Raw genomic sequence first — 26,368 nt, forward strand, 5'->3', positions numbered from 1 at the left:
TCTGAGGTGCCACGCGTCTTGCAGATCGAGGGAAGACGGGCGGGGAAGTGCCTGCCACCGGCATTGACTCAGGCTCCGGCCCGACCCTCACGAAGGCGCTTCGTCACCAGCTCTTCGGGAACGCCGAGTTCGGCGGCGAGCCAGCATCGGACGAGCATGAGCCCTTCCCTTCCCCTCGCCCAGGCGTCGCGCGCGTCCGTGAGCGGATTGTCGGCGTGCTTCACACCCTTGTACGCCTTGTTGAACGCCGCGCACCACGCGCTGCCGGTGCCGGACTCGCCGACCACGGCGGCCGGCTCGTAGCCCAATGCTTCGAAGATGCGCGCGAGGGTGGCTTCGTAGTTGCCTGTGACCTTCTTGTCGGGGTTAGCTCGCTTGGCTATCGCATATCCGAGGGCTTCGAGGGCGACTGCAACCTGGAGCAGTCGTGACTCGACGGGAAGAGCGTGATCGAACAGCGCGCTCATCGCGATCCAGGTCGGGCGCGACCAGTACTCGTACTCGGACAGCCACGTCGCGACCCGACCGGCGTCCGCCTCATCAAGGTAGAACAGCGGCTCGTCGCGCTCCTCCAGTGCGAAGTCGGGATCAGCTTTCCGACCGAAGCTCGGTTGGTACGCGTCGCGCCAGTAGCGGCGCTCGTCTGTCGGTGGACGTTCTTGATCATCCTCACGCATGACGGAAATCAGCCGGGATGCGCATGGTCGCCCGTAGGCCAGGCACATCAGGTCCTGCATCATCCGATGCGCTTGCTGATGGGTGTTCCAGTCCACCAGCTCAGCACTGCGTGTGCGCACCAGGAGCGCGGTTGAGATCGTGAAGACTCCGCCCTTGGCTGTGTGGTTATGCCGGTAAGAGGTCTCAAGCTGTAGGTCGAGGGGACCCCCAAGCGGCACGGCGTCGAGGTTCTTCGCTACCAGAGAGACGCCTTCGAGGCGCTCACGCTTCTCGTCGAACAGGAGCTTGGTGGAGACCGGGACGCGCTTGGCCCACTTCGCCAAGCCGTTGATCTCTGAGGTCATCCCGTTCACGCCCACATAGTCGACGTCATGTGCGCCAGTGTGGATCACCCGCTGGTATCGGATGCGCTCGACTGAGTGCGCCAGGGTTGAGGCGGATGCGCCAAGCAGGTGAGCCTGGGTAAGCGTCAGCCATCCATCACTGTCGCGAAGAACTAGAGGGTCCGGGGCCTTCCGGTCATCGTCGTTCAGGCTGAACGCGTCAGAGAAGTCCAAGGCGCGCGGCCAGCTAACGATCACACCCTGGTCATCGAGTTCAGCGACGATGACCTCGTCCTCACCGGAGTCGCCCGATCGGGTATGAGCGATCCGAACAACCCCGGGTTCCAACTTCGTCGCCATCACTCCACCGCCGATGTCCAGTTGCCGCCGCGTCCCGTCCAAGTCTCTCGGAAGTCCAACGTTGTGCCACCTCACACGCCGATCCACAACGCCCGAACTACAGCGCACACACGGCAAATCCTCGATCTGCAAGAGGCGTGGCAGCTCTTTCGGCAGTTGAGGCCGCCAAGTTCGGGTCAGCCGACGCGCGCTAAGAGCGCGAGCAACGTGGACCGTTCCTCCGCGCTCAGCTTCGCGAACACTTCTTCCTGGATGCTCGCCATGACGCGACTAAGGCGACCAGTGGCCTGCTGGCCCGCGACGGTCAAGGAGACCAGCATTCGACGCCCATGTCCTGGGTCTTTGACGCGGGAGACGAGCCCCGGTTCTTCGAGTGCTCGCACGGTGTGAGTTACGTCGCGCGGGTCGAGCGAGGCTGCTTCGGCCAGCTCAGTCTGACTCATCTGACCGTGTTCAACTAGAGCGGCAAGACACCGATACCCGTAGCCGCTGACTCCGGCTTCGGCGAGGCGCAGATGGAGCGTCTGGTGCGAGCGGGTCGCGGCGGAACTGAGGACCCAGGTGGGAAGCACAGCGAGAGATTCAAGCATGACTATTGCCCTCTCTTGGTGTCACCAATATAGTCTTGGTACTACCAAGATACAGGAGAACCGATGCCCACCACACCTCCCCTCCCCACCGTCACTGGCCGCACCGAGAACGCGCTCCGTGCCCTGCTCACGAAGACACTCTCGACCACCCCCATCAGCTCATACCGGGGATGGGTTGTCCTGAACGCGGTGGAAGCGAACGCTTCCGCATCTGCGACGTCGTGGCGAGCCGCCGTCGCTGACGCGCTCAAAGTCGAACAGGGCACCATCGACGAGGTACTCGACGAGCTTCGATCCACGGACCTCGTCGACGACCACGATGCTGTGACGAGCTTCGGCCGCGTTGAGCTATCCGCGGCACGGGCCGTGGTCTCCGCTACCACCGCGCGCCTCGTGGAAGACCTCAGCGAAGCGGAACAAGAGACCACTCGAAGCGTCCTCGACCGTGTTCGCATCCGCGCAGAAGAACTCCTGCACGCATAGATCTGCCGATCCCCGCAACGCCCGTTCAACCGAAAGAACAGGCCAAAACACCCATGTGTGGGGGTTCGACTACGTCTGAAATTGTGGAGCCTAGGAGATTCGAACTCCTGACATCCTGCTTGCAAAGCAGGCGCTCTACCAACTGAGCTAAGGCCCCGTGAGGGATTTCTTGAGTTGAGGAGTGGGGCTACCAGGACTTGAACCTGGGACCTCTTCATTATCAGTGAAGCGCTCTAACCGCCTGAGCTATAGCCCCGTCAACCTCCAAGACTTTACCGGAGAAAGACGGAATTTCCGAATCGAGGGCGAGGACCCGGGAGTGTCCTCGCCCTCGACCGCGTTCAGCGACCCGGGCGGATCGTCGCCGTGCCAGCGGAGAGGGATACCTCGATGGTCCGGCGCGCACTCGACGCCTCCTGCACCTTCGAGTTGAGGGTACCTGCGCTGATGTCCTGGCTCACGGCGTACTCGACATCGGGCAGCGTCAGATCCAGCGATCCTGCACTGACATCGACCGTGGTCTGCGAGGGCGGTGTGCCGGTCAGCTCGACCGTGAGATCGCCCGCGGACACGCTCAGATCGGCGACGGTCACACCGTCGAGGAGGATGTCGGCGCGGCCCGCGCTCATCTCGACGTCGAGTTCCGTGGCGGAGCCGGTGACATCGAGCGCACCGGCGCTCACCGTGGCATCGAGCTCCCCGAAGTCTCCGTCCACATCGAGGCTGCCTGCGTCCAGTGTCAGGTCGGCGTCGAGCCTCGCGTCGCGCAGGCTCTCCGGGAGGGTGAGCACGGCGATCTGCTCGTCCCCGAACCAGCTGCCGAACCACCACCCGAACACGCTGTCCGGGCTGCGCACGATCAGTTCGTCGCCGTCGCGCTCGAACGTCCACGCGGGCCCGCGGCCATTGGTGACCGCCAGCTCCGCCTCGTCGACGTCACCGAACTCCACGCGCATACGGCTGGCGTCCGCATCCAGGTCGATGCCTTCGATGCCCCGAGCACTCACCGTCTGCACGGAATCCGGTCGATTCGCGGAGATGACGGAACCCGCGGCGGCTGCCACGGCGGTTCCTCCGGTGCCCAGAAGGGCGATCCCGCCCACCACCGCTGTCGCGACCAGGACGGCCGTAGCTCCGGACGAACGCCCCCCGGTGGGGCTGGGCGGAGGAGGGGTCGGTCCGCCCTGCGCGGCCGATGGCTGCGGCGGGGAAACGGGCGGCGGCGTGAGCGGGGTGTGCCCGCCCGGGAAGCCGTTGTTGTCGGTGGTCATCGTGCCACTCCTGTCTGGCCGGTCGGCGGCGTCGGACCGCCCGTGTTCTCGATGTGGGCGAGCGCGGCGAGCACGCGGCGGTTGCCGGACTCGTCGGGGTCGAAGCCCAGTTTCTGGAAGATGGAGGTGATGTGCTTCTCGACGCTGGCCTCGGAGAGGAACAGCAGTCCAGCGATCGCCTGGTTCGACTTCCCCTCGGCGATCAGCGCGAGCACGGTGCGCTCCCGTTCGGTAAGCCGCATCATCTTGTCGTCGCGGTTGCGCCGCGTGAGGAGCTGAGCGACGACCTCGGGATCGAGCACGGTCGCGCCCTCCGAGATGCGCTGGACCGAGGCCAGGAACTCGGCCACGTCGGCGACCCGATCCTTGAGCAGGTAGCCGAGCGGACCGCCCTGGGCTGCGATCAGGTCCGAGGCGTAGCGCTCCTCGACGTACTGCGACAGCACGAGGATCGCGAGCGACGGCCGCGTGGATCGCAGACTCAGCGCTGCGCGGATGCCCTCGTCGGTGAACGTGGGCGGCAGGCGCACGTCCAGGATGCAGAGATCCGGTGCGCTCGCGGCGACGGTCTGCTCCAGCTCCGCGGTGTCGGCGAGGGCGGCGACCACCTCGTGCCCCGCGTCCTCGAGCAGCCGGACGAGACCCTCTCGCAGCAGGACCGAGTCCTCACAGATCAGGATGCGCACGGTACGTTCACCTCCAGGCTGGTCGGTCCACCCTGCGGACTGTCGAGGCGGAAGGTCCCGCCTGCGGCGAGGATGCGGTTGGCGATGCCGTCGAGGCCGCCGCCGGGCTGGACCTGCGCACCACCGATGCCGTTGTCCTCCACGCGGGCCCAGAGGATGCTGCCCTCGCGCACGCGCACGGTCACCCGGGCTTCACTGGCCCGCGAGTGCTTGGCGGCATTGGTCAGGGACTCGGCGATCGAGAAGTACACGGCGGCCTCGGCCTCGCGGCTGCAGCGTCCGTCCATCCGGACATCGAGGTGCACGGGGATGTGCGACCTTCCTGCGAGGGCGGACAGAGCGGCGTCGAGACCGCGGTCGTCGAGCACGGAAGCGTGGATGCCGCGAGCGAGCTGTCGCAGCTCGGTGATAGCGGCCTTGGTCGAGGTGTGGGCCTCGTTGATCAGTTCCTTCGCGGCCTCCGGATCGTTGTCGATCTTCTGCTGCGCGAGTCCGAGCGTCATCCCGACCGAGACCAGTCTCGGCTGGACCCCGTCGTGCAGATCGCGCTCGATGCGCGTGCGCTCCACGTCGGCGGCACGAACGGCACCCTCACGCTGCGCCGTCGACGTGCGGACGCGCTCGGTGAGTTCGGTCTCCTTGCTGCGGATCACGATCGCGAGCGAGAGGGTTCGGTGCAGCAACGCCAGTCCGATGATCCCGGCCGCACAAGCGGCGAGGCCGAGGACGCCGATCAGCGGGGCCCAGGCCACAGGAATCCCGCCGCCGCCGAACGGTCCGATGACCGAGTCCGCAGCCGTGAGCGGGGCGAACGAGATGATGATCGACCACACCAGCCCCCAGAAGAGCCGGAGAACGACGAGGCCGAGAACGGCGGAGATGGCGAAGTTGGCCACCGCTCGCCACATACGGCCGTCGATGGCTTGCCGGCCGAGGGACCGCAACCAGCCGCCGAAGCCCGGACGATCGCGCGGTTGCACACGCAGAGGCGCGATCGGCGTGCGGTAGAGCGCGCCGACACGGGCGACTTCGAACCATCCGAGCCCGTACAGGGCGTAGACGAGTCCGACCAGGAGGATGATACCGATGCCCGCGGCGAAAAGCAGGCCGAGGCCGGTGCCGAGAAGGCCGCCGAGCATGCCGAAGATCACGCCGCCGAGGACGCCGACGCCCGCCAGATGCAGGATCGTGAGGAAGATGCGCAACGGCGGCTTCACCGCCGTCGCGGAAGCCGGGGTTGCAGTCTGAGTGGTCATGCATCCAAGGTACGGGTGGCCCGATGGGCGCGGCACCGAGCCACCCGGACACTCTGCTTCGGGTTTTCCGTAACGCCCCGGCCTGCTGCGCTCCGGCCACCTTCCTGCTTCACTGGGGTCATGACGATGCATGAGGCAGAACCGCACGGCGCCGGCACCGGTCAGCGGCTGAACTGGTTGCGCGCGGGCGTGCTCGGCGCGAACGACGGGATCGTCTCGGTCGCGTCCCTGGTCGTCGGAGTGGCCGGTGCCACGACCGACAACGCCGCGCTCCTCACCGCGGGCATCGCCGGCCTCGTCGGCGGAGCGATCTCCATGGCCCTCGGGGAGTACGTGTCGGTGAGCAGCCAGCGCGACAGTGAGCGCGCGCTGATCGCGAAGGAGCGCGAAGAGCTGCGCACGATGCCTGAGGTGGAGCTCGACGAACTCACCCAGCTCTACCGCGAACGCGGACTCTCCGACGAGACGGCACGGCAGGTGGCGGTCGAGCTCACCGCGCACGACGCCCTCGCCGCGCACCTGGAGGTCGAGCTCGGCATCGACCAGGACGACCTCGTGAATCCGTGGCATGCGGCGTTGTCCTCGGCGATCGCCTTCACTCTCGGCGCACTCCTACCCTTGCTGGCCATCCTCCTCCCACCCCCGGAATGGCGGGTGCCGGTGACCTTCGTCGCAGTCCTCCTGGCACTGGCCGTGACGGGAACGGTGTCGGCCAGGATCGGAGGGTCGGCGCCGCTGCGCGCATCGATCAGACTGGTGCTCGGGGGCGCGCTCGCACTCGCCGCCACCTGGCTCATCGGAACTCTGCTGGGCACCACCGGCGTCGTGTAGCGACCGCACGACGGAACGACGAAGGGCGGATGCCGCAGCATCCGCCCTTCGTCGTGTCCGCTTCGGGGATCAGTTCGACATGAAGCCGACGAGCAGTCCGCCCGTCACCTTCACGGCGAGGTTGTAGATGCCTGCGACCACGGCGCCGAGCACGGTGAAGACGATGAGGTTCAGGATCGCGACGACCGCCGCGAAAGCCATGACCTGCGGCAGTCCGACGACCTCGGAGAGCACGAAAGCGTTGTCGGTGATGCCGACCAGGAAGCTCTCGGCGGTGCGGATGATCCCCGTCGCCTGGAGCACGAGGAAGATGAGGAAGAAGGACACCATCGTGACGACGGCGAGCGCCACGGCTCCGAGGAACGACAGCTTCACCGCGGACCAGAAGTCGACGTAGACGAGACGGAGCCGGACCTGCTTCCCGCCTGTCTTGCGTGTCGACTTCTTCGCCAGCTTGTCGGCCACTGTACTCATGCGTCTGTATCCTCGGGGGTTTCTGTCGTCTCAGGTGCCTGGGTCTCGGCATCCTCCGCTTCCGCCTCTTCTTCGGCGAGGCCACGCTCACCGTTACGGGCGATGGCGAGGATGCGATCGGCCTCCGTCGTCCGGGCGAACACCACTCCCATGGTGTCGCGACCCTTGGCGGGGACCTCGGCCACGGCAGAGCGTACCACCTTGCCGCTGGACAGAACCACCAAGACCTCGTCGTCCTCCGCGACGATCAGACCGCCCGCGAGCGTGCCCCGATCGTCGTTCAGCTTGGCGACCTTGATGCCCGTTCCGCCACGGCCCTGGACCCGGTATTCCTCGATCGCGGTGCGCTTCGCGTAGCCGCCGTCGGTGACCACGAAGACGAACTTGCCCGCGGCGGCGACGGAGGCGGAGAGCAAGCAGTCATCGTCGATCTTGAACTTCATGCCTCGAACGCCCGCGGTCGCACGCCCCATCGGACGCAGCGCCTCATCGGTGGCCTCGAAGCGCACCGACATGCCGCGTCGGCTGATGAGGAGGATGTCGTCCTCCGCATTCACCAGGAGCGCGCTGACCAGCTCGTCCTCGTCGTTCAGACGGATCGCGATGACGCCGCCCTGGCGATTGGTGTCGTACGCGTCGAGTCTGGTCTTCTTGACGAGACCCTCCCGCGTGGCGAGCACGAGGTAATCCGCCACCTCGTAGTCGCGGATGTCGAGCACCTGCGCGATGCTCTCGTCGGGCTGCAGCGCGAGGAGGTTCGCGACGTGCATGCCCTTCGCGTCACGGCCGGCCTCCGGCACCTCGTAGGTCTTCGCGCGATAGACCCGGCCCTTGTCGGTGAAGAACAGCAGCCAGTGGTGCGTCGTGGTCACGAAGAAGTGCTCGACGATGTCGTTCGCCCGCAGCTGCGCACCCTTGACACCCTTGCCGCCGCGGTGCTGCGAACGGTAGTTGTCGCTTCGCGTGCGCTTGATGTAGCCCTCGCGCGTGACGGTGACGACCATCTCCTCTTCGGCGATGAGGTCTTCCATCGACACGTCGCCGTCGAAGCCGTGCAGGATGTGCGTGCGGCGCTCGTCGCCGAAACGGTCGACGATGCCGGTCAGCTCTTCGCGGATGATCCCGCGCTGGCGGCCCTCATCGGCGAGGATCGCCTTGTAGTCGGCGATCTGCGCTTCGAGCTCGTTCGCCTGGTCGATGATCTTCTGACGCTCGAGCGCGGCGAGGCGACGCAGCTGCATCTGCAGGATCGCATCGGCCTGGAGCTCGTCGATGTCGAGAAGCTTCTGGAGTCCCTCGTTCGCATCGGCCGTGGTCTGCGATCGGCGGATGAGCGCGATGACCTCGTCGAGCGCATCGAGCGCCTTCAGGTATCCGCGCAGGATGTGCATCCGCTTCTCGGCCTCGCGTAGCCGGAACTCGGTGCGCCGCACGATCACATCGATCTGGTGCGAGATCCAGTGCGTGATGAAGCCGTCGATCGCGAGCGTACGCGGCACGCCGTCGACGATCGCGAGCATGTTCGCGCCGAAGTTCTCCTGCAGCTGCGTGTGCTTGTACAGGTTGTTCAGCACGACCTTCGCGACGGCGTCGCGCTTGAGCACGACGACCAGACGCTGGCCCGTGCGGTCCGAGGACTCGTCACGGATGTCGGCGATGCCGGTGATCTTGCCGTCACGGGCCAGGTCACCGATCTTGACCGCGACGTTGTCGGGGTTCACCTGGTACGGCAGTTCCGTGATGACCAGGCAGGTGCGCCCCTGGATCTCCTCGACGTTCACAACCGCGCGCATCGTGATCGAGCCACGGCCGGTGCGATACGCCTCGTGGATGCCCTTGGTCCCCAGGATCTGAGCGCCCGTGGGGAAGTCCGGTCCCGGGATGCGCTGGATCAGACCGTCCAGCAGCTCCTCGCGGGAGATGCCCGGGTTGTCCAGCGCCCACAGTGCGGCGTCCGACACCTCGCGCAGATTGTGCGGGGGGATGTTCGTGGCCATGCCGACCGCGATGCCGACGGAGCCGTTCACGAGCAGGTTCGGGAACCGGGCGGGCAGAACCGTCGGCTCCTGGGTCTGACCGTCGTAGTTGTCGGTGAAGTCGACGGTCTCCTCTTCGATGTCGCGCACCATTTCGAGCGCGAGCGGAGCCATCTTCGTCTCGGTGTATCGCGGAGCGGCGGCGCCCATGTTTCCCGGGGAGCCGAAGTTGCCCTGGCCGAGAGCGAGCGGGTAGCGCAGGGACCACGGCTGGACGAGTCTTACGAGAGCGTCGTAGATCGCCGAGTCGCCATGCGGGTGGTACTGACCCATGACCTCGCCGACCACACGAGCGCACTTCGAGAACGACTTGTCCGGGCGGAACCCGCCGTCGTACATGCCGTAGATCACACGGCGGTGCACCGGCTTGAGACCGTCGCGCACGTCGGGGAGGGCGCGCCCCACGATGACGGCCATCGCGTAGTCGAGGTAGCTGCGCTGCATCTCCGACTGCAGGTCGACCTGGTCGATCTTGCCGTGATCGTGGTCGGGTTCGGTGCGTTCTTCGTCAGTCATGAATCAATCTCTCTGTCACACGTCTGGTCTGAGCCCGTGGGCATCAGATGTCGAGGAAGCGGACGTCCTTGGCGTTGCGCTGGATGAAGCTGCGTCGGGACTCGACGTCCTCGCCCATCAGCACGCTGAAGATCTCGTCCGCCGCGGCGGCGTCCTCGATGGTGATCTGCTGCAGGGTGCGCGTGGTGTGATCCATCGTCGTCTCCCACAGCTCCTTCGGGTTCATCTCACCGAGACCCTTGTAGCGCTGGATGCCGGCGTCTTTCGGGATCCGCTTGCCGTTCTCGATACCGTGCGCGAGCAGGGCGTCACGCTCGGCGTCGCTGAACACATACTCGTGGGCGGCGTTCGACCACTTCAGCCGGTACAGCGGCGGCATCGCGAGATAGACGAACCCGGCCTCGATGAGTCCGCGCATGTAGCGGAACAGCAGCGTGAGCAGCAAGGTTGTGATGTGCTGGCCGTCGACATCGGCATCGGCCATCAGCACGATCTTGTGATAGCGGGCCTTCTCGATGTCGAACTCCTCGCCGATGCCCGTCCCGAAGGCCTGGATCATCGCCTGGACTTCCTTGTTGCCCAGCGCCTTGTCGAGACGTGCGCGCTCGACGTTGAGGATCTTCCCTCGGAGCGCGAGGATCGCCTGCGTGTGCGGGTCACGACCCTGCACCGCGGAACCACCGGCCGAGTCACCCTCGACGAGGAAGATCTCACTGATGGAGGGATCCTTGCTGGTGCAGTCCTTGAGCTTGTCCGGCATGGCCGCCGACTCGAACACGCTCTTGCGACGAGCGGTCTCGCGGGCCTTGCGAGCGGCGAGACGAGCGGTTGCCGCGTCGATCGCCTTGCGGACGACGTTCTTCGCCTGGTTCGGGTTGCGCTCGAGCCAGTCGCCGAGCTGATCGCCAACGACCTTCTGCACGAACGCCTTCGCTTCGGTGTTGCCGAGCTTGGTCTTGGTCTGGCCCTCGAACTGCGGTTCACCGAGCTTGATCGAGATGACCGCGGTCAGTCCTTCGCGCACGTCGTCTCCGGAGAGGTTGTCGTCCTTCTCCTTGAGGAGGTTGTTCGCCCTCGCGTACTTGTTGACCAGGGTGGTCAGCGCCGCGCGGAAGCCTTCCTCATGCGTGCCGCCCTCGTGGGTGTTGATCGTGTTCGCGTAGGTGAACACGTTCTCGGTGTAGGACGTCGTCCACTGCATCGCGACCTCGAGTGAGATCTTGCGCTCGGTGTCCTCCGACTCGAACGCGATGATCTCGTCGTTGACGACCTCCGCGTGACGCACCTTGTTGAGGTATTCGACGTAGTCGACGAGTCCTCGCTCATAGAAGAACACGTCGCCGGGCTGCTTGGTGACGGTCGCGCCGTCTTCCTCGACCTCGTAGGCGGACGACTCGCGCTCATCGCGCAGCTCGATGCGCAGCCCCTTGTTGAGGAACGCCATCTGCTGGAACCGTGTGCGCAGCGTGTCGTAATCGAACTCGATGGTCTCGGTGAAGATGGAGCCGTCCGGCCAGAACGTGATGCTCGTTCCGGTCTCCTCGGTCGCCTCGCCCTTCTCGAGCTTCTGCTGCGGGATGCCGCCGTCGGCGAAGCTGTGCCGCCAGACGAAGCCCTTCTGCTTGACCTCGACGTCGAACCGCGTCGAGAGCGCGTTCACGACAGAGGAGCCGACACCGTGCAGACCGCCGGAGACCGCGTAGGCGCCGCCGCCGAACTTTCCGCCGGCGTGCAGGATCGTGAGCACGACCTCGACCGTCGACTTGTTCGGGTCGGAGGAGTGCGGATCCACCGGGATGCCTCGACCGTTGTCGACCACCCGCACGCCACCGTCGGCGAGCATGGTCACGGTGATCGTGTCGGCGTATCCGGCGAGAGCCTCATCGACCGAGTTGTCGACGATCTCATACACCAGGTGGTGCAGACCGCGCGGGCCCGTGGAGCCGATGTACATACCAGGGCGCTTGCGGACGGCTTCGAGGCCTTCGAGGATCTGGATCGAATCCGCACCGTACTCGCCGGGCTGCTTCGGTTTGGGTGCACTGGTGCCCTCGGCCTCGGGGGTCCCCCCGATGTTCGATTCCGTCTCGTCAGCGGGGGATTCAGGCGTCATCAGAGGGCATTCTCCACATCGATATCACGAACTGCCATTCTAGCGGAGTTTCGTGTGGAAATGCCGCTCAACGGCCGTGTGTGGCCCTCTGAGCGTTTCGGACCCCTTGCGTGGTGTCCTACCCGTAGGTATCGCGCGGACCCCGCCCTGGAACGGCTCTGGGACCCCATTTCCAGGAGGGGACGTCCGGTCCGATGAACCGCAGGTTCTCGACTCCGGCATCCGGATAGCGTCGTCCGATCTCGGTGAGAATCGTCGCCCGCATGAACTGCAGGTTCTTCGCCCACGCCGTCGAGTCGCACTTCACGGTGAGAAGTCCGCGCTCGAGTGAGACGGGTTCGGAGTGCTTGGCGGTGTCGGCGCCCGCGAGATCCGCCCACTGCCGGACGAGGTCTTCCCGGGCCAGAGTGATCTGCCACCCCGAGTCTCGGCTCAGCTTGTCCAGCACCGCGCCGAGGGTGCCGGGATCCCTCCCGGGCGTGAACGGCGCGTTGTCATCATCGGTCGTGATGCGACGCTTGCGCTTCCAGCTCTTCGAACTCGGCTGCAGACCGCGCAGACGAAGATAGGTGCCGACCGTCTCCGGCACCTCGGAAGCGGGGGTCGCCGACGCGTCAGTCATCGACCGCCTCCCGTTCGTCGCTGATCGTCCCGGCGCTGATACGCACCACGTGTGCGTGCAGCACCTCGGGGATATCCTCCTCCACCGCGGCGGTCACCACGACCTGTTCGTACCCGGCCGTCAGGGAAGCGAGTCGTCGACGACGGTCGGCATCGAGCTCGGCGAACACATCGTCGAGGATCAGCACCGGGTCGCCCGCCGGCGATTCGCTGCGCAAGAGCTCCGCCGACGCGAGCCGGAGCGCGAGCGCGACCGACCACGATTCCCCGTGTGAGGCGTATCCCTTCACAGGAAGGTCGCGAACCCGGAGCACGAGGTCGTCGCGATGGGGACCGGTGAGCGTGAGACCGCGGTCGAGTTCGTTGGAGCGCTTCGCCGCGAGAGAGTCTCGGAAGAGGTCCGCGATTCGGTTCGCATCGCTGAGCCTGTCGACGGAAGAGACCCCCTCGGCGCCGGCTTCATCCTCTTCGGGATCACCGCCGCCGACCGAAAGCGCCCATTCGAGCTGCGGACGATGATCCGCCCCGGCGATCGCTTCGTACGCCTCGGCGACGGGCTGTTGAAGATCGAGGGCCAGTCGCTGACGAGCCGTGATGATCTCGGACCCCAGGGAGACCAGCTTGTCGTCCCAGACATCGAGGGTGCTCAGCCCCTCGCCCCGGATGCCCCGGGCACGCGCCGACTTCAGCAGAGCATTGCGTTGCTTGAGCACGCGGTCGTAGTCGGCGATCACGCCCGCCATCCGCGGAGTGCGCTGGATCAGGAGTTGGTCGCTGAATCGACGGCGGGCAGACGGGTCGCCCCGTACGATCTGCAAGTCCTCCGGCGCGAAGAGCACGACGTGTGCGTAACGGGGGAGCTGGTTCGGCTTGGAGGGAGAGCCGTTGATGCGGGCCTTGTTCGACCCCTGCCTGTTGACCTGCACTTCAGCGAGCACCCGCCGCTCGCCGTGCGAGAGCCGTGCCCGGATGACCGCGAACTCCTGACCGTCCCGCACCATCGGTGCATCGGACGAGACTCGATGCGAGCCGAGCGTGGCGAGGAACACGACCGCCTCCGCCAGGTTCGTCTTCCCCTGACCGTTGCGCCCGACGAGGACGTTCGGACCGCGGTGGAGGGCCAGTTCTGCGGTCGCGTAATTGCGGAAGTCGACCAGGCTCAAGTGCTCCACAATCACGGAGTCAGCCTACCTTCGGGGTCTGACACGTGTTCTTCTCCCGGCTTCGGGTGGGATCGCAGATGATGACGCTCCCTTCACTCGCAGAGCGGGAACCCTCCCACTTCGTGGGCCCCTCCCGATGCTCGTTCCGGGAACGTCATCATCTGCGACGGTTCCAAGGATCGACTCACCGGCTGATCCGGGATCGTTTCGGGTATGGAGGGAAGCGGAGCGGAATCAGCGGAGGAGGAGGTTCGGCTGCAGCAGGTACTTGAAGGAGTCGAGGCCCGCCTGGTCGACCGAGGTCTGGCTCGTGATCAGCACGGGGCTGAGCTTGTTGGCGTTGTCGCTCGACGTGAACGTCACGCGGACGAACTCGCTCTTGACCGCACCGAGAGCTTCGATCAGGTACTGCGGGTTGAGGCCGAGGGTGACCTCGTCGCCGCCCGACAGGATCGCGTCGACGGACTCGGAGGCTCGAGCGTGGTCACCACCGGAGGCATCCATGGTCACGCTGTCGGTCGAGAACGTGAATCGCAGCGGTGCGGCACGATCGAGAACGAGCGACACACGGCGGACGGCTTCGACGAGGTCGGCGGTGTTGACGACCGCATAGTGGTCGGTCTGCTCGGGGAAAAGGCGCCGGACCGGGGGGAAGTTGCCCTTGATGAGCAGCGAGGTCACGGTCTTGTTGCCGGCGGTGAAGGCGATGATCTCACGATCGCCGGCCCCGGAGAAGGCGACCTGGATGTTGCCGGCGTGACCGAAGGTCTTCCCGACCTCGAGCAGCGTGCGGGCCGGGACCAGTGCTGTCGCGTCGACGGACTCGCCGTCCCACGGAACGTCGCGGAGCGAAACCCGGTAGCGGTCCGTGGCGACCAGGCTCAGATTGTGGCCGGACACTTCGAGCTGCACACCCGTGAGGACGGGAGTGACGTCGTCTCGCGACGCGGCGAAGCCGACCTGCGCGATCGCGGTGCCGAATTCCTCGGCGGGAACCACACCGGAGGATCCGTTCACCTCGGGGATCGACGGGTATTCCTCGACCGGCATGGCAGCGAGCGTGAACCGTGCAGAACCGCAGGTGACGGCGATACCGCCGTCTTCCTCGACGGCGATCTCGATCGGAGCGTTCGGGAGTCGGCTGGCGATGTCCGAGAGGAGACGACCGTGGACGAGGATCGTACCCGGGGTCTCGACCGTCGCCTCGATGGTCGTCCGCGCGGACGCCTCGTAGTCGAAGGCGGAGAGGGTGAGGCTGGAACCGTCCGCCTCGATCAGCACTCCGGCGAGGATCGGCTGCGGATTGCGCTGCGGCAGAAGTTTGACGACGAACGAGACAGCCTCGCTGAAGACATCGCGGTTGACCTGAAACCTCACGGGTGCTCCCTTGTCGTCGAACTGTGACGCGTCGTCGTCGGCCCTGCCGTTGCAGGGCTTCCCATGCTAGCCCCACAGTCCTGCGTATCCCTACGTCGAGGTTTCCTGTCATCCGTTCGCCGGTTTTCCCCACCGTCTGGTGATCGGATCGCGCCTTGAATGACTTAACTCCTTAACGGTGTTAACAGCTGTGGATACTGTGGATAAGTCGGTGGATATCAGCAGCGAGTAGGGAACTACATGCTTGTCAGTTGTGGAAACCCTGAGGAATCCGCGGGATCCCGGTCCTGGGGGGAACCGAGGCGTTCCCGGAGTTATCCACAGGTTTGGGCGTCCGGGCCACATTCGTCCCGATGGATTCCACGATCATCCACAAGTTATCCACATGTGCATAGAGGCATCTAACGAGCGACCAGAATCCCAGTCCGGCACACAAAAAAGTGGAGGACCGCATCCGTTCAGGTGCGGTCCTCCACTTTTTTGAGAGGTGCGGCGTGTCAGCGTCGGCCGAGCTGGGTCGTGATCTCGGTGACCTGGTTGTAGATGGAGCGGCGCTCCTTCATGAGCTCGCTGATCTTCTTGTACGCGTACATGACGGTGGTGTGATCGCGGTTGCCGAACAGCTGACCGATCTTCGGCAGCGACAGACTCGTGCGCTCCCTGCACAGATACATGGCGATCTGTCGTGACGTGGCGATCTGCTGCGACCGGCTCGATCCGTAGAGGTCGTCCACAGTGAGCTTGAAGTACTGCGCCGTCGCGGTGATGATGTCGGTCGGCGAGATGATGTTGTCTTCTGTCGTGTCGATGATGTCGCGGAGGACGGTCTGCGCGAGGGAGATGTCGAGGGCCGAACGGTTCAGGCTCGCGAACGCGGAGACACGGATGAGTGCGCCCTCCAGCTCGCGGATGTTCGAGGAGACGACGGTCGCGATGTACTCGAGCACCTCGTCGGGGATGTGGAGCGCCTCGCTCTGCGCCTTCTTCCGCAGGATCGCGATGCGCGTCTCGAGGTCCGGCGCCTGCACATCGGTGATGAGCCCCCACTCGAAGCGGCTCCGCATCCGGTCCTCGAAGCCCGTCAGATGCTTGGGCGCGACATCACTGGTGATGACGACCTGCTTGTTGTGATCGTGCAGCGTGTTGAACGTGTGGAAGAACGCTTCCTGAGTCTCGGCGCGCCCCTGAAGGAACTGGATGTCGTCGATCAGGAGGATGTCCACGTCGCGGTACCTGGCCTGGAATGCGGCACCGCGGTTGTTCGCGATCGAGTTGATGAAGTCGTTCGTGAACTCTTCGCTCGAGACGTAGCGGACCTTGACCCCGGCATAGAGGGACTGCGCGTAGTCGCCGATCGCGTGGAGGAGGTGCGTCTTGCCTAGTCCGGAGTCGCCGTAGATGAAGAGCGGGTTGTACGCCTTGGCGGGCGCCTCGGCCACGGCGACCGCTGCGGCGTGCGCGAATCGGTTGGACTGGCCGATCACGAAGTTGTCGAAGGTGTACTTCGGGTTCAGCCGCGACTCGTGCCGCAGCTGGGTGGGCTGTTCCATCGGGGATTCGATGCGGATCTGCTCGGTGCGTCCGAAGTCGCCGACGGCGATGGGAGCCGTCTGCTGCTCCGCCAGTTCGTGGTTCACGACGACGCGGTACGAGGTGACCTCGTCTCCGATGTGCGAGAGGGCCTCCATGATCGGGAGTCGGAGACGCTTGTTGATCTGCGCTGCGGTCAGATCGTTGGGGACTTCGAGGTACAGGGTCGCGGACATGACGCCGGCCGGGACGGCGAGGCTGAGGAAGCCCTGCAGCTGGGGGGTGACGCGATCGTCGTCGGCCAGCAGCTCCTGCACCGTGGTCCAGATCGGCACGTCGGGCTGGGCGGGTGATGTCATGACGCTCCGGACGAGGAATCGAGGCGGGGTCGACGTGCCGTGCCCCCTGTGGATAACTTAGGATGCCACGGTAGTCATCCCGGCTGTGAACGGCAACCTGCCCTTGAAAACACGCGCGCGTGTTGCGCTCGCCGGGCGCGCCACGGTTGTGGATAATGGCTGTGCGGTGCGTGCTGTGCCGTCATCCCGGAAGCGCGCAGATTTGCTCTGCGCGCCGGTACGACGTACCCTAAGTCGGTTGACTTATGCCATTTTTGGCAGTTCCCCATGTCTCCGGTCGAAGTGAATCCGGTGGCAGCATTCCCGGAGTGATCCCATGAGCAAGCGCACTTTCCAGCCCAACAACCGTCGTCGCGCCAAGAAGCACGGTTTCCGTGCCCGCATGCGCACGCGTGCCGGCCGCGGCATCCTCGCTGCACGCCGCGCGAAGGGCCGCACCGAGCTCTCTGCGTAGTCCACTGTGCTCGCCCGCCCGTATCGACTGACCCGCGGGAGCGACTACCGTCTGGTCGTTCGACGCGGATCCCGTTGTGGTGGGGCGCGCGTCATCACCTCGGTGCTGGCGACGGGCGAGAACAGAGCCGCAAGGTTCGGATTCATCATCAGTAAGCAGGTAGGCACCGCTGTGGTGCGCAATACCGTGCGTCGGCGACTCAAAGCCGTGTGCGCGGAGGCGTTGCCGCGCGTACCTGAGGGCACGGATGTCGTCATCCGTGCCCTTCCTGCATCCTCCAGCGCGTCTTTCGCGGAGCTGCGCGCCGACGTCGATCGCTGCCTGAGCAGACTCGCTTCGGCAACGGTGTCGGCATGACCGCGCTACCGGCTTCTTCCGTGGGGACGGCGCGATGGCACGCGCGGGACCTGGTGCGGACCATCCCGGTGATCCCCCGGAATCTCGTGCTCGGTTTCCTCACTGCGTACCGCAAGGTCATCTCTCCGATGTACGGAGATGTCTGTGCGTATTACCCCAGCTGTTCGGCTTACGCTGTAGGTGCGGTGCAGCAGCACGGTGCAGTGAAGGGAGCGGCGCTCTCGGCGTGGCGCATCCTCCGCTGCAATCCCTGGACCAGCGGCGGCGTCGACGACGTCCGGCCGCACGACCACTTCCGTTACGACTTGACCGCTCATGGTTTCGTCGTCCCTTCCCGAAAGGACTGATCGGTGGGTCTTGACCTTCTGCTCGCCAGCGCCACTCCCAGCCCCGACTCTGCGGCGGGGGGCTTCGACCTGCTCGGCACCATCCTGTGGCCGCTGAAGTGGGTCGTCGAGCTGATCCTCGTCGCCTGGCACTGGCTTCTGACCACCGTCGGTCTTCCGTCTGCGTCCGGTCTCACCTGGGTGCTGTCCATCGTCGGTCTCGTGGTCGTGGTCCGTGCTGCCCTGATCCCGCTGTTCGTAAAGCAGATCAAGAGCCAGCGCAAAATGATGGAAATCGCTCCTGAACTGCGGAAAGTTCAGGAGAAGTACAAGGGCAAGAAGGATCAGCTCTCTCGCGAGGCCATGAGCCGCGAGACGATGGCGCTCTACAAGAAGCACGGCACGACACCGATGTCGAGCTGCCTGCCTCTCCTCGTTCAGATGCCGATCTTCTTCTCGCTGTACAGCGTGCTGAGCGACGTCAAGAAGCACGCGGAGCAAGGCCTCGGCGGTGTGGGGTTGCTCAACCCCGAGCTCACCAAGGAGTTCTACGACGCCAAGCTCTTCGGCGTCGCGTCGCTGCACGAAACCCTCGGCAACGCGGTCGATGCCAACAACACCACGGCGATCATCATCCTCGTCACGCTCGTCGTGCTCATGATCGCGTCGCAGTTCTTCACTCAGCTGCAGATCATCTCGAAGAACCTGTCGCCGGAGGCCAAGACCGGCCAGGCGTACCAGATGCAGAAGATCATGCTGTACGTCCTGCCGCTGGGGTTCATCTTCTCCGGTGTCTTCTTCCCGCTCGGCGTCGTCGTCTACTGGTTCATCTCCAACCTGTGGACGATGGGACAGCAGTTCCTCGTCATCCGGGAGATGCCGACCCCGGGCTCAGAAGCAGCCAAGGCTCGTGAGGAGAGACTCGCTCGCAAGGGGAAGGCGATCGACTCATCCGGCAAGGTCGTCCCGATGGCCGTGTACGAGGCCGAGCAGCAGCGTCTGCTCGAGGAGGCCGAGAAGGCGAAGGCTGAGGCCCCCAAGCGTCAGCAGCCAGTGGGTAAGAAGCGTGCGAAGAAGAAGGGGAGCGGTTCATGAGTGAGACCATGACCGAGAACACCGAGCCGACCGTGGCTCAGCTCGAGAACGAAGGCGATGTCGCCGCGGACTACCTCGAGGAGCTCCTCGACATCGCCGACATCGACGGTGACCTGAACCTCGACGTGCGCCAGGGGCGTGCGTATGTGTCGGTGGAGGCGGAGGGCGACGCTCTCGCGCTTCTGTCGGCGCCCGATACGGTGCAGGCACTTCAGGAGCTCACCCGCCTGGCTGTGCAGAGCAAGACGGGATCGTTCTCCCGTCTGATCCTTGACATCGCAGGCTCCCGCGACACGCGCCGCCGGCAGCTTGAGACGCTGGTCGACGCTGCGGCCGCGAAGCTCGACGAAGGTTCCTCGCAGGCTTCTCTTCCTTCTATGTCGAGCTACGAGCGCAAGCTGGTGCATGACATCGCTGCCGACCGCGGTCTCGTCTCGGAGTCCTATGGCGAGGGTGCCGACCGTCACACGGTTCTTCGTCGCCGCTGATGTTTCACGTGAAACATCGCTCCGGGACCGCAGATGACTGAGGTCGAGAACGAGCCCGCCGTCGCCGCGGAGCTCTTCGGAGATCGGATCGACGTCGCACGAGCTTTTACCGCTGCCCTTGCGCGTGAGGGGGAGGAGCGTGGGCTGATCGGCCCCCTCGAACTCCCTCGTCTGTGGACTCGGCACATCCTCAATAGTGTGATCGCTGCTCCCCTGTTCCACGGCTCGGTCGCCGACATCGGATCCGGGGCGGGTCTGCCGGGCGTGGTGCTCGCGATCGCACGTCCCGATGTGACGTGGACGCTCATCGAGCCGATGGAGCGTCGCGTCACCTGGCTCACCGAGCAGGTGGAGGCGCTGGGGCTGACGAATGTGGTCGTGCAGCGCGCGCGGGCCGAAGACGTTCGCCCGGCAAACGGGTTCGATGTCGTCACCGCGAGGGCTGTGAGTGCTTTGCGCACGCTCATCCCTCTCACCGCCCCTCTCGTGTGTGACGGCGGCGAGCTCGCGCTGCTCAAGGGCATGAACGCTGCGAACGAGATCGAAGCGGCGCAGAAGCAGATCAAGAAGTTCCGTCTGACGGACGTACGGGTCGAGGTATTGGGCGAGGAGGTTCTCACCGAGACGACGCGGGTGGTTCGCGCACGCGTACGGTAGTTCCCCCTTGTTTCGACGCGGGGTGTTTCACGTGAAACACCCCGCGTTCCTTTTTGGTGGTGGGGTTCTTCAGGGTGTTCGTCGGTCGAGCTCGCCACTGTGTGTCGGGGGAGACGCTCTTGCGGATGATGTCGGTGCAGTGGCGTGCGTGTAGGCAGGGGTGCTCCGTGGTCGCGTCACTAGCGAGGCGTTCGTGGTACGGGATCATGTTTCACGTGAAACGGTATGGGTGTGTGGTGAGTGCGTCTCTCTGGGCGTCCGAAGGCACACGTAGGTGACGGTGGGGCCGAGAGTGTCGCGTCCTACGGCACGTGGTGGCCCGTGAGGTCGTGACCCTGTGCCCGCTGCGCGCATGCGGGTGTGGGGGGAGCCACATCGAACGGGTCAGCATCCAGAAGATCATCCGCTGCGGCTTGACAGCACGTCGCTTCACCTGTTGTTCGGCCCTGGGCCGCGAGGGCGTGCCGTGCGCTGCGTGCGCAGACCGACCTTGCCTCGCGCTCACGACTTCACTCGAACTGGCGGTCCGCCGTGGAGGTTGTTTCACGTGAAACAACCTCCACGGAGCGTGTCCCGGGGCTTCTGGGTACCGCAGTCCAAAAGCGTCGCCGGTCCATGCCATGCCGCGGATCCACTCACGCCGGCGGGCCGCAGGCGGTGCTCGTGACCGTTGTTTCACGTGAAACGACACGTGCAATGCCGCAACGAGTGCAGCTCCCCTTCGTGAGCGAGGCGGTCGAACTCCTCCCCAAGACCTGCACTCGGGTTCTCTGGGATTCAAGACCGCCAGCGCACCTGATCCCCGATTGCTGCCCCGCGTGGATCACGTGTTCGCTGCTCCGAGTATTGCCGTCGCCCGCGTACAGGAATCCTTGCTGGCATGACCGTAAGACCCCTGCTTCGGAAGGTTGTTCACGGAAGCTGCCGAGACAGTGTCGTGAGAAGCCGGTGCTCAGATCGAGCGGATGCGTCCGGGAGAAGTCGTGCGCTTGACGGTCGATGCGCTGTGCGGCCGAATCCAGAGGAAAGGTCGACGCCGCTGGCGTCCCTGCGCGGAAGGGGCCAGTTGTCAGGGCCACCTGGAGGTATCAGCGCGTCCGTGTCAGAGAGGTGTGTTTCACGTGAAACGTGGGCGCGGATGCTGTCCCACGATTCAGGACCGCTGCGGGGAAGGAAGGTTCCTGGAATCGCGGGCATGCGGCTGTTGTCGCCGTCGTCGAACGTCGTCCCTTGCGATTAGAGTGGAACGCGGCCCCGAAAGGAGTGGATGTTTCACGTGAAACAGTCCGAGAAGACATCGGCGAACGAATCGTTCGGGATGGACACACCGCTCGCGCGGGAACTGGCTGACCTCTCCGCCCGGCGGCGCGTGCTCGAGGCGGCGAAGGTGGAGTTCACGGGGGATACCCGCGTGCTGACCGTCTCCAATCAGAAGGGTGGCGTCGGCAAGACCACGTCCGCCGTCAACATCGCCTCGGCGCTCGCTGGTCTGGGGGCGAAGGTGCTGGTCATCGACCTGGATCCGCAGGGGAATGCCTCCACGGCTCTGGGGGTTCCCCATAGCGCAGACACTCCCAGCGTCTACGACGTGCTGATTGACGAGTTCCCTCTCGCCGAGATCGTCCAGCAGAGCCCGGAAGACTCCAATCTCTTCTGCGCGCCGAGCACGATCCACTTGGCGGGTGCGGAGATCGAATTGGTCGCACAGGTCGCGAGGGAGCATCGGCTCCGTCGGGCCCTGGAGGACTACCTCGCCGACAACGCGATGGACTTCGTGATCATCGACTGCCCCCCGTCTCTCGGTCTGCTCACCATCAACGCCTTCACCGCAGCATCCGAGGTCTTCATCCCGATCCAATGCGAGTACTACGCACTGGAGGGACTGAGCCAGCTCCTCGGAAGCATCCAGATGATCCAGAAGCACCTGAACCCGGCTCTTCATCTCTCCACGATCCTGCTGACGATGTTCGACGGACGTACGCGCCTTGCCCAGCAGGTTGCCGAAGAAGTGCGCACGCACTTCCCCGAACAGGTGTTGGAGACGGTGATTCCCCGTTCCGTCCGAGTGTCGGAAGCCCCGAGTTTCGGCCAGACCGTGATCGCCTACGATGGGCAGTCCGCCGGCGCGATCGCCTATCGCGAAGCAGCCGTGGAGATCGCGTCGCGCATCGCGATGCAGAGCAAGGAGAAATGATGGCGAAGCGCACAGGGCTCGGCCGGGGAATCGGGGCACTTATCCCCACAGCAGATCAGGCAGAGCGACCGGTCGACGTCTTCTTCCCCGGAGCCAGTCTGCGGCCGGAGGAGACCGAGGTGACGATCGCCCCGGAACCGGAGAGTCCCTCGCTCGAAGAGGTGCCCGGTATCCACCTGATCCAGGTGGACCCGAACTCCATCGTCGCGAATCCCCGTCAACCGCGGACGCACTTCGACGCCGATGACCTGGCAGAACTCGTACACAGCGTCCGCGAGTTCGGCGTATTGCAGCCTGTCGTCGTCCGCAAGAATGCGACAGGTGACTACGAGCTCATCATGGGGGAGCGGCGCACCCGTGCCGCGCGCGAAGCCGGCCTCGATCTCATCCCCGCGATCGTCCGTGACACCGCGGATGAAGACCTTCTGCGCGACGCCCTCCTCGAGAACCTGCACCGGTCCGAGCTGAACCCGCTGGAAGAGGCCTCGGCCTACCAGCAGCTTCTGGATGACTTCGGCATCACTCAAGAAGAGCTCGCCACGAGGATCGGCCGTTCGCGTCCGCAGATCAGCAACACCATTCGACTGCTCAAGCTGCCGGTCCCCGTGCAGCAGAGGGTCGCAGCCGGAGTGCTCACCGCAGGGCACGCGCGTGCGATCCTCAGCCTCGAGACCCCCGAATCGATGCAGCGCCTCGCTGACAAGGTCGTGAACGAGGATCTCTCGGTCCGCGCGACGGAAGAGGCGGCGAAAGCACAGCCGTCCGCGGGGAAGTCGGCGAAGGCGACTCCCGGGGCGCGACGTGCGTATCTCGACGAGGTGGCCGGAAAGCTCGGTGACCGGTTGAACACGCGCGTCAAGATTGCCCTCGGGGCGCGTAAAGGCCAGGTGACGATTGATTTCGCGTCCATTCAGGATCTCAATCGCATCCTCGAGGAGCTCGGAGAAAGCAGCTACGGCGCTGCTCGATGACATCCTCGGGGCCGATCCGGTCCCTTAGACTCGCGTCATCTCGACGACGAGGGGGAATGTGATGTCTGCAGCAGAGGGTTCAGCAAGCGTCCAACGCCGTGTGATCGCGGTCAGTATCGCGGCGGCGTTGGGTGGATTCCTGTTCGGCTTCGATACCGCGGTGATCAACGGTGCCGTCGATGCGCTCGCGGGGGACGTCTCGGGGTTCGATCTCGGAACGGCACTCAAGGGCTTCGCGGTGTCGTCAGCGTTGATCGGCTGTGCGGTGGGTGCATGGTTCGCCGGACCGGTGTCCAACAAGTACGGACGTATCCCGGTGATGGTGGGCGCCGCGGCGCTGTTCTTCCTCTCTGCGATCGGTTCCGGACTCGCGTTCAGCGTCGTCGACCTGATCGTCTGGCGTGTGATCGGCGGACTCGGGGTGGGCGCCGCGTCCGTCATCGCCCCTGCCTACATCGCCGAGGTCTCGCCGGCCGCGATACGGGGTCGGCTGGGATCGCTGCAGCAGCTCGCGATCGTGACCGGTATCTTCGCTGCGCTGCTCTCCGATGCTCTGCTCGCCGGCCTCGCCGGTGCCGCGGATCAACCGCTGTGGGGACTCACTGCGTGGCGCTGGATGTTCATCGTCGAGGCCATCCCCGCGCTGGTCTACGGGATCATGTCGTTGCGCCTGCCGGAATCACCGCGCTACCTGGTGCGCAAGGGCGAGTTGAAGCGTGCTGCCGAGGTGCTGGAGACCGTCACGGGAACGATCGACGTCGATGCGAAGATCACGGAGATCACCGGCACGATCGACACCGAACGCTCGGAGTCTCTGCGTGACCTGCGCGGGAGCCGCCTTGGCCTCAAGCCGATCGTCTGGGTAGGGATCCTGCTGTCGGTGTTCCAGCAGTTCGTGGGCATCAACGTGATCTTCTACTACTCGACCACCCTGTGGCAATCGGTCGGGTTCGACGAATCCAGCGCCTTGCTCACCTCGGTGATCACGTCGGTGACGAACATCGCGGTGACCATCGTCGCCATCCTCCTCGTCGACAGGGTCGGCCGGCGCATCATGCTGCTCGTCGGCTCGGTCGGCATGACGGTGACGCTGGGGCTCATGGCGGTCGCCTTCTCGTTCGGCACACTCGACGCGCAGGGGACCGCGACCCTTCCCGACCCCTGGGCCACCATCGCCTTGATCTGCGCGAACGGCTTCGTGGTCTTCTTCGGTGCGAGCTGGGGACCGCTGGTGTGGGTGCTCCTCGGCGAGATCTTCCCCAACTCGATCCGGGCTGGAGCGCTCGCCGTTGCCGCCGCGGCACAGTGGGTGGCCAACTTCTTCATCTCGACGACCTTCCCGGCTTTCGCGGAGATCGGACTCACCTTCGCGTACGGGTTCTATGCATTCTTCGCCCTCCTCTCGTTCTTCTTCGTGTTCTTCAAGGTGCCGGAGACGAAGGGGAGGGAGCTCGAGGAGATGAGCGATGAACTGGCCGTGCGGCGCCGGAAGGCCGTACAGGAGACGTAGGCTTGAGGTATGTCCGAGTCCGTTCAGCGTCGCGCCAGCCTCGAAGTGCTGCGCGCCGAGGCGGCTGACGAACTCGCGGTGCTCATCCAGGAGCGGCTTCTCAGTGGAGAGGACCCCTGGGAGTTCATGGAGGATCTGCCGAGCATCGACGAGCTCGTCGTGTATCTCCTCCGGGCAGACAACATCAACGCGAACGATGGGGTGCGCCCCAATGCCGCCCGGCACTATCGGGTCCTGAGACAGATCGCGCTCGAGTACCCGGAACTCACCTCAGCCGTGTGGGGTCTGCTGGACGAGACGCAGCGCCACCGTCGCTGGGACCCCACCGTCGCAGACGCGTCCTGACCGCGAAGCGCGCGACGGAGTGTGTTGCATACTCCGTGACCGAACAAAATCTTTACCACCTGTGCCAGACTTGAAAATCAATGACATGCGGTCGGCACGAGGGAGTTCTTCATGGCACAGCGCACGCGTATCGGAGCGGAGCGCGCGAGCGCAGACCCCGGGCTCCTCGTCGGTTCGCGGATCGGGCTCTTCACGAACTTCACGGGAACGATGCCCGACCTCTCCCGGAGCATCGACGCGCTCCAGCATGCAGGTGCTCCCCTTCACCACCTCTTCGGACCCGAACACGGCCTGGACGGCGCGGTGCAGGCGGGCGAGAGCGCATCGATCGAGCGCGATCAGCGCTCCGGGCTCCCGTTCAGTGACACCTACCTGACAGAGGGGGAGCGCCTCGACGCCATGATCGAGGCCACCGGTGTCGACGCGCTCGTGTTCGACATGCAAGACATCGGGGTGCGCTTCTACACCTACATCTGGACCATGTACGACGCGATGCGCAGCGCGGCGCGCCTGGACCTGCCGTTCACGGTGCTCGACCGTCCGAACCCCCTCGGGGGAGCGGTGCTGAGCGGTCCCGGAGTGAGCGGGTCGACGTACACGAGTTTCGTCGGACGCAGTGACATCCACCAGCGTCACGGCCTGACCGCCGGCGAACTCGCACGACTCTTCGCGTTTCGAGACCTCGCGGGCGAGGGGCTCAGCCTCGACCTCCGGGTCGTCGCACTGGAGAATTGGAATCCCGCGGCCGACTGGACGCAGACAGGGCTCGCCTGGGTGCCGCCGTCGCCCAACATCCCGACGCTCGACTCCGTGTACGCCTTCGCCGGGACCGGACTGGTCGAGGGGACGACGCTGAGCGAAGGCCGCGGAACGACGAGGCCTTTCGAGACGATCGGCGCGCCGTTCCTGTCCGCCGAGTTCGCGGAGGAGCTCCGCGGGCGGGACCTCCCCGGTGTGCTGGTCCGCGAGATCGCCTTCCAGCCCACCTTCCACAAGTACGCAGGCGAGACCGCGCGCGGCATCCAGCTGCACATCACCGATCACCGTGCCTACGATCCGGTGGGTACAGCCCTCACCCTCCTCGAGTGCGCTCGCGCGAGCGCTCCGCAACACGTACGCAGCCTCAACGCCGGGGAACGACTGGACCCCGGTGACGTCGGCTTCGCGCTCGATCGTCTGTGGGGCTCGTCCTCGCTCCGGGAGGCGCTCAACGGCGAGGGCGCATTCGCTCCGTTGCACAGCGCGCCGCAGAGTGTCGAGGACGTCTACGGTGAGGACGTGCTGCTCTACCCGCGCTGAGCGCC

Annotated in this window: 25 protein-coding genes and 2 tRNA genes; 13 read left to right on the forward strand and 14 right to left on the reverse strand. The window is 65.2% G+C overall.

What is annotated here, in order from left to right:
- Positions 1-68 precede the first annotated feature (68 nt).
- Both LC041_RS14785 and LC041_RS14790 read right to left on the reverse strand, forming a co-directional pair.
- Positions 69-1,361, reverse strand: a complete 1,293-nt coding sequence (locus LC041_RS14785) for an ApeA N-terminal domain 1-containing protein (RefSeq protein ID WP_374197679.1) — start codon at positions 1,359-1,361, stop codon at positions 69-71.
- A gap of 176 nt (positions 1,362-1,537) precedes the next feature.
- Complete coding sequence (locus tag LC041_RS14790) at positions 1,538-1,951, reverse strand: MarR family winged helix-turn-helix transcriptional regulator (protein WP_226533861.1); 414 nt, start codon at positions 1,949-1,951, stop codon at positions 1,538-1,540.
- 63 nt (positions 1,952-2,014) lie between these two features.
- Between LC041_RS14790 and LC041_RS14795 the strand changes: the two genes are divergently transcribed.
- On the forward strand, positions 2,015-2,434 hold the full coding sequence (locus tag LC041_RS14795; RefSeq protein WP_226533862.1) for a hypothetical protein: 420 nt from the start codon (positions 2,015-2,017) through the stop codon (positions 2,432-2,434).
- An 84-nt stretch (positions 2,435-2,518) separates the two neighbouring features.
- Here the strand turns inward: LC041_RS14795 and LC041_RS14800 are convergent.
- The 5 genes from LC041_RS14800 to LC041_RS14820 form a co-directional block, all read right to left on the reverse strand.
- Positions 2,519-2,591: transfer RNA gene (locus LC041_RS14800), tRNA-Ala, on the reverse strand.
- A 25-nt stretch (positions 2,592-2,616) separates the two neighbouring features.
- A tRNA-Ile gene (locus LC041_RS14805) sits at positions 2,617-2,690 on the reverse strand.
- 85 nt (positions 2,691-2,775) lie between these two features.
- Complete coding sequence (locus LC041_RS14810; protein ID WP_226533863.1) at positions 2,776-3,705, reverse strand: DUF4097 family beta strand repeat-containing protein; 930 nt, start codon at positions 3,703-3,705, stop codon at positions 2,776-2,778.
- The gene (locus LC041_RS14815; RefSeq protein WP_226533864.1) at positions 3,702-4,391 is read right to left on the reverse strand and encodes a LuxR C-terminal-related transcriptional regulator; all 690 of its coding nucleotides are present in this window, start codon (positions 4,389-4,391) and stop codon (positions 3,702-3,704) included. Before LC041_RS14815 ends, LC041_RS14810 begins: the two co-directional genes overlap by 4 nt.
- A complete protein-coding gene (locus LC041_RS14820) occupies positions 4,379-5,647 on the reverse strand; it encodes a sensor histidine kinase (RefSeq protein ID WP_226533865.1) in 1,269 nt (422 codons plus the stop codon). Before LC041_RS14820 ends, LC041_RS14815 begins: the two co-directional genes overlap by 13 nt.
- 120 nt (positions 5,648-5,767) lie before the next feature.
- Between LC041_RS14820 and LC041_RS14825 the strand changes: the two genes are divergently transcribed.
- Positions 5,768-6,478 (forward strand): VIT1/CCC1 transporter family protein, encoded by a 711-nt coding sequence (locus LC041_RS14825; protein ID WP_226533866.1) that lies wholly within the window; start codon positions 5,768-5,770, stop codon positions 6,476-6,478.
- 69 nt (positions 6,479-6,547) lie between these two features.
- Here the strand turns inward: LC041_RS14825 and LC041_RS14830 are convergent, their stop codons facing one another.
- From LC041_RS14830 to dnaA, 7 genes are all read right to left on the reverse strand, one after another.
- Positions 6,548-6,952: a DUF3566 domain-containing protein gene (locus LC041_RS14830; protein WP_226533867.1), complete on the reverse strand. Its 405-nt coding sequence runs from the start codon at positions 6,950-6,952 to the stop codon at positions 6,548-6,550.
- The gene (gyrA, locus tag LC041_RS14835) at positions 6,949-9,504 is read right to left on the reverse strand and encodes a DNA gyrase subunit A (protein WP_226533868.1); all 2,556 of its coding nucleotides are present in this window, start codon (positions 9,502-9,504) and stop codon (positions 6,949-6,951) included. Before gyrA ends, LC041_RS14830 begins: the two co-directional genes overlap by 4 nt.
- Positions 9,505-9,547: 43 nt before the next feature.
- Positions 9,548-11,617 carry a DNA topoisomerase (ATP-hydrolyzing) subunit B gene (gene gyrB / locus LC041_RS14840; RefSeq protein ID WP_226533869.1) on the reverse strand — a complete coding sequence of 690 codons (2,070 nt, stop codon included), beginning with the start codon at positions 11,615-11,617 and terminating at the stop codon, positions 9,548-9,550.
- 118 nt (positions 11,618-11,735) lie between these two features.
- Positions 11,736-12,239: a DUF721 domain-containing protein gene (locus LC041_RS14845; protein ID WP_226533870.1), complete on the reverse strand. Its 504-nt coding sequence runs from the start codon at positions 12,237-12,239 to the stop codon at positions 11,736-11,738.
- Positions 12,232-13,416 (reverse strand): DNA replication/repair protein RecF, encoded by a 1,185-nt coding sequence (gene recF / locus LC041_RS14850; RefSeq protein WP_226533871.1) that lies wholly within the window; start codon positions 13,414-13,416, stop codon positions 12,232-12,234. Before recF ends, LC041_RS14845 begins: the two co-directional genes overlap by 8 nt.
- 219 nt (positions 13,417-13,635) lie before the next feature.
- Entirely contained in the window at positions 13,636-14,778 is a 1,143-nt protein-coding gene (dnaN, locus tag LC041_RS14855) for a DNA polymerase III subunit beta (RefSeq protein ID WP_226533872.1), read from the reverse strand.
- 497 nt (positions 14,779-15,275) lie between these two features.
- Positions 15,276-16,667 carry a chromosomal replication initiator protein DnaA gene (gene dnaA, locus LC041_RS14860; protein ID WP_226533873.1) on the reverse strand — a complete coding sequence of 464 codons (1,392 nt, stop codon included), beginning with the start codon at positions 16,665-16,667 and terminating at the stop codon, positions 15,276-15,278.
- A 316-nt stretch (positions 16,668-16,983) separates the two neighbouring features.
- Between dnaA and rpmH the strand changes: the two genes are divergently transcribed.
- The 11 genes from rpmH (at position 16,984) to LC041_RS14915 (ending at position 26,363) form a co-directional block, all read left to right on the forward strand.
- A complete protein-coding gene (rpmH, locus tag LC041_RS14865) occupies positions 16,984-17,121 on the forward strand; it encodes a 50S ribosomal protein L34 (RefSeq protein ID WP_013584598.1) in 138 nt (45 codons plus the stop codon).
- A 6-nt stretch (positions 17,122-17,127) separates the two neighbouring features.
- Complete coding sequence (rnpA, locus tag LC041_RS14870) at positions 17,128-17,478, forward strand: ribonuclease P protein component (protein ID WP_226533874.1); 351 nt, start codon at positions 17,128-17,130, stop codon at positions 17,476-17,478.
- Positions 17,475-17,825, forward strand: coding sequence for a membrane protein insertion efficiency factor YidD (yidD, locus tag LC041_RS14875; RefSeq protein WP_226533875.1), 351 nt, complete (start codon positions 17,475-17,477; stop codon positions 17,823-17,825). Before rnpA ends, yidD begins: the two co-directional genes overlap by 4 nt.
- Positions 17,826-17,828: 3 nt before the next feature.
- The gene (gene yidC / locus LC041_RS14880) at positions 17,829-18,899 is read left to right on the forward strand and encodes a membrane protein insertase YidC (RefSeq protein ID WP_226533876.1); all 1,071 of its coding nucleotides are present in this window, start codon (positions 17,829-17,831) and stop codon (positions 18,897-18,899) included.
- Positions 18,896-19,387, forward strand: a complete 492-nt coding sequence (locus tag LC041_RS14885) for a Jag family protein (RefSeq protein ID WP_226533877.1) — start codon at positions 18,896-18,898, stop codon at positions 19,385-19,387. The genes yidC and LC041_RS14885 overlap by 4 nt, the downstream gene beginning before the upstream one ends.
- 33 nt (positions 19,388-19,420) lie before the next feature.
- Positions 19,421-20,044: a 16S rRNA (guanine(527)-N(7))-methyltransferase RsmG gene (rsmG, locus tag LC041_RS14890; RefSeq protein WP_226533878.1), complete on the forward strand. Its 624-nt coding sequence runs from the start codon at positions 19,421-19,423 to the stop codon at positions 20,042-20,044.
- 1,267 nt (positions 20,045-21,311) lie between these two features.
- The gene (locus LC041_RS14895) at positions 21,312-22,238 is read left to right on the forward strand and encodes a ParA family protein (protein WP_226533879.1); all 927 of its coding nucleotides are present in this window, start codon (positions 21,312-21,314) and stop codon (positions 22,236-22,238) included.
- Positions 22,238-23,209, forward strand: coding sequence for a ParB/RepB/Spo0J family partition protein (locus LC041_RS14900; RefSeq protein WP_226533880.1), 972 nt, complete (start codon positions 22,238-22,240; stop codon positions 23,207-23,209). Before LC041_RS14895 ends, LC041_RS14900 begins: the two co-directional genes overlap by 1 nt.
- Positions 23,210-23,270: 61 nt before the next feature.
- Complete coding sequence (locus LC041_RS14905; protein WP_226533881.1) at positions 23,271-24,719, forward strand: sugar porter family MFS transporter; 1,449 nt, start codon at positions 23,271-23,273, stop codon at positions 24,717-24,719.
- Between the two features lie 9 nt (positions 24,720-24,728).
- Positions 24,729-25,064, forward strand: coding sequence for a tryptophan synthase subunit alpha (locus LC041_RS14910; protein WP_226533882.1), 336 nt, complete (start codon positions 24,729-24,731; stop codon positions 25,062-25,064).
- 111 nt (positions 25,065-25,175) lie between these two features.
- Complete coding sequence (locus LC041_RS14915) at positions 25,176-26,363, forward strand: exo-beta-N-acetylmuramidase NamZ family protein (RefSeq protein ID WP_226533883.1); 1,188 nt, start codon at positions 25,176-25,178, stop codon at positions 26,361-26,363.
- The last annotated feature ends 5 nt before the right edge of the window (positions 26,364-26,368 follow it).

It is taken from the genome of Microbacterium paraoxydans, assembly GCF_020524545.1.
Classification (GTDB): domain Bacteria; phylum Actinomycetota; class Actinomycetes; order Actinomycetales; family Microbacteriaceae; genus Microbacterium; species Microbacterium paraoxydans_C.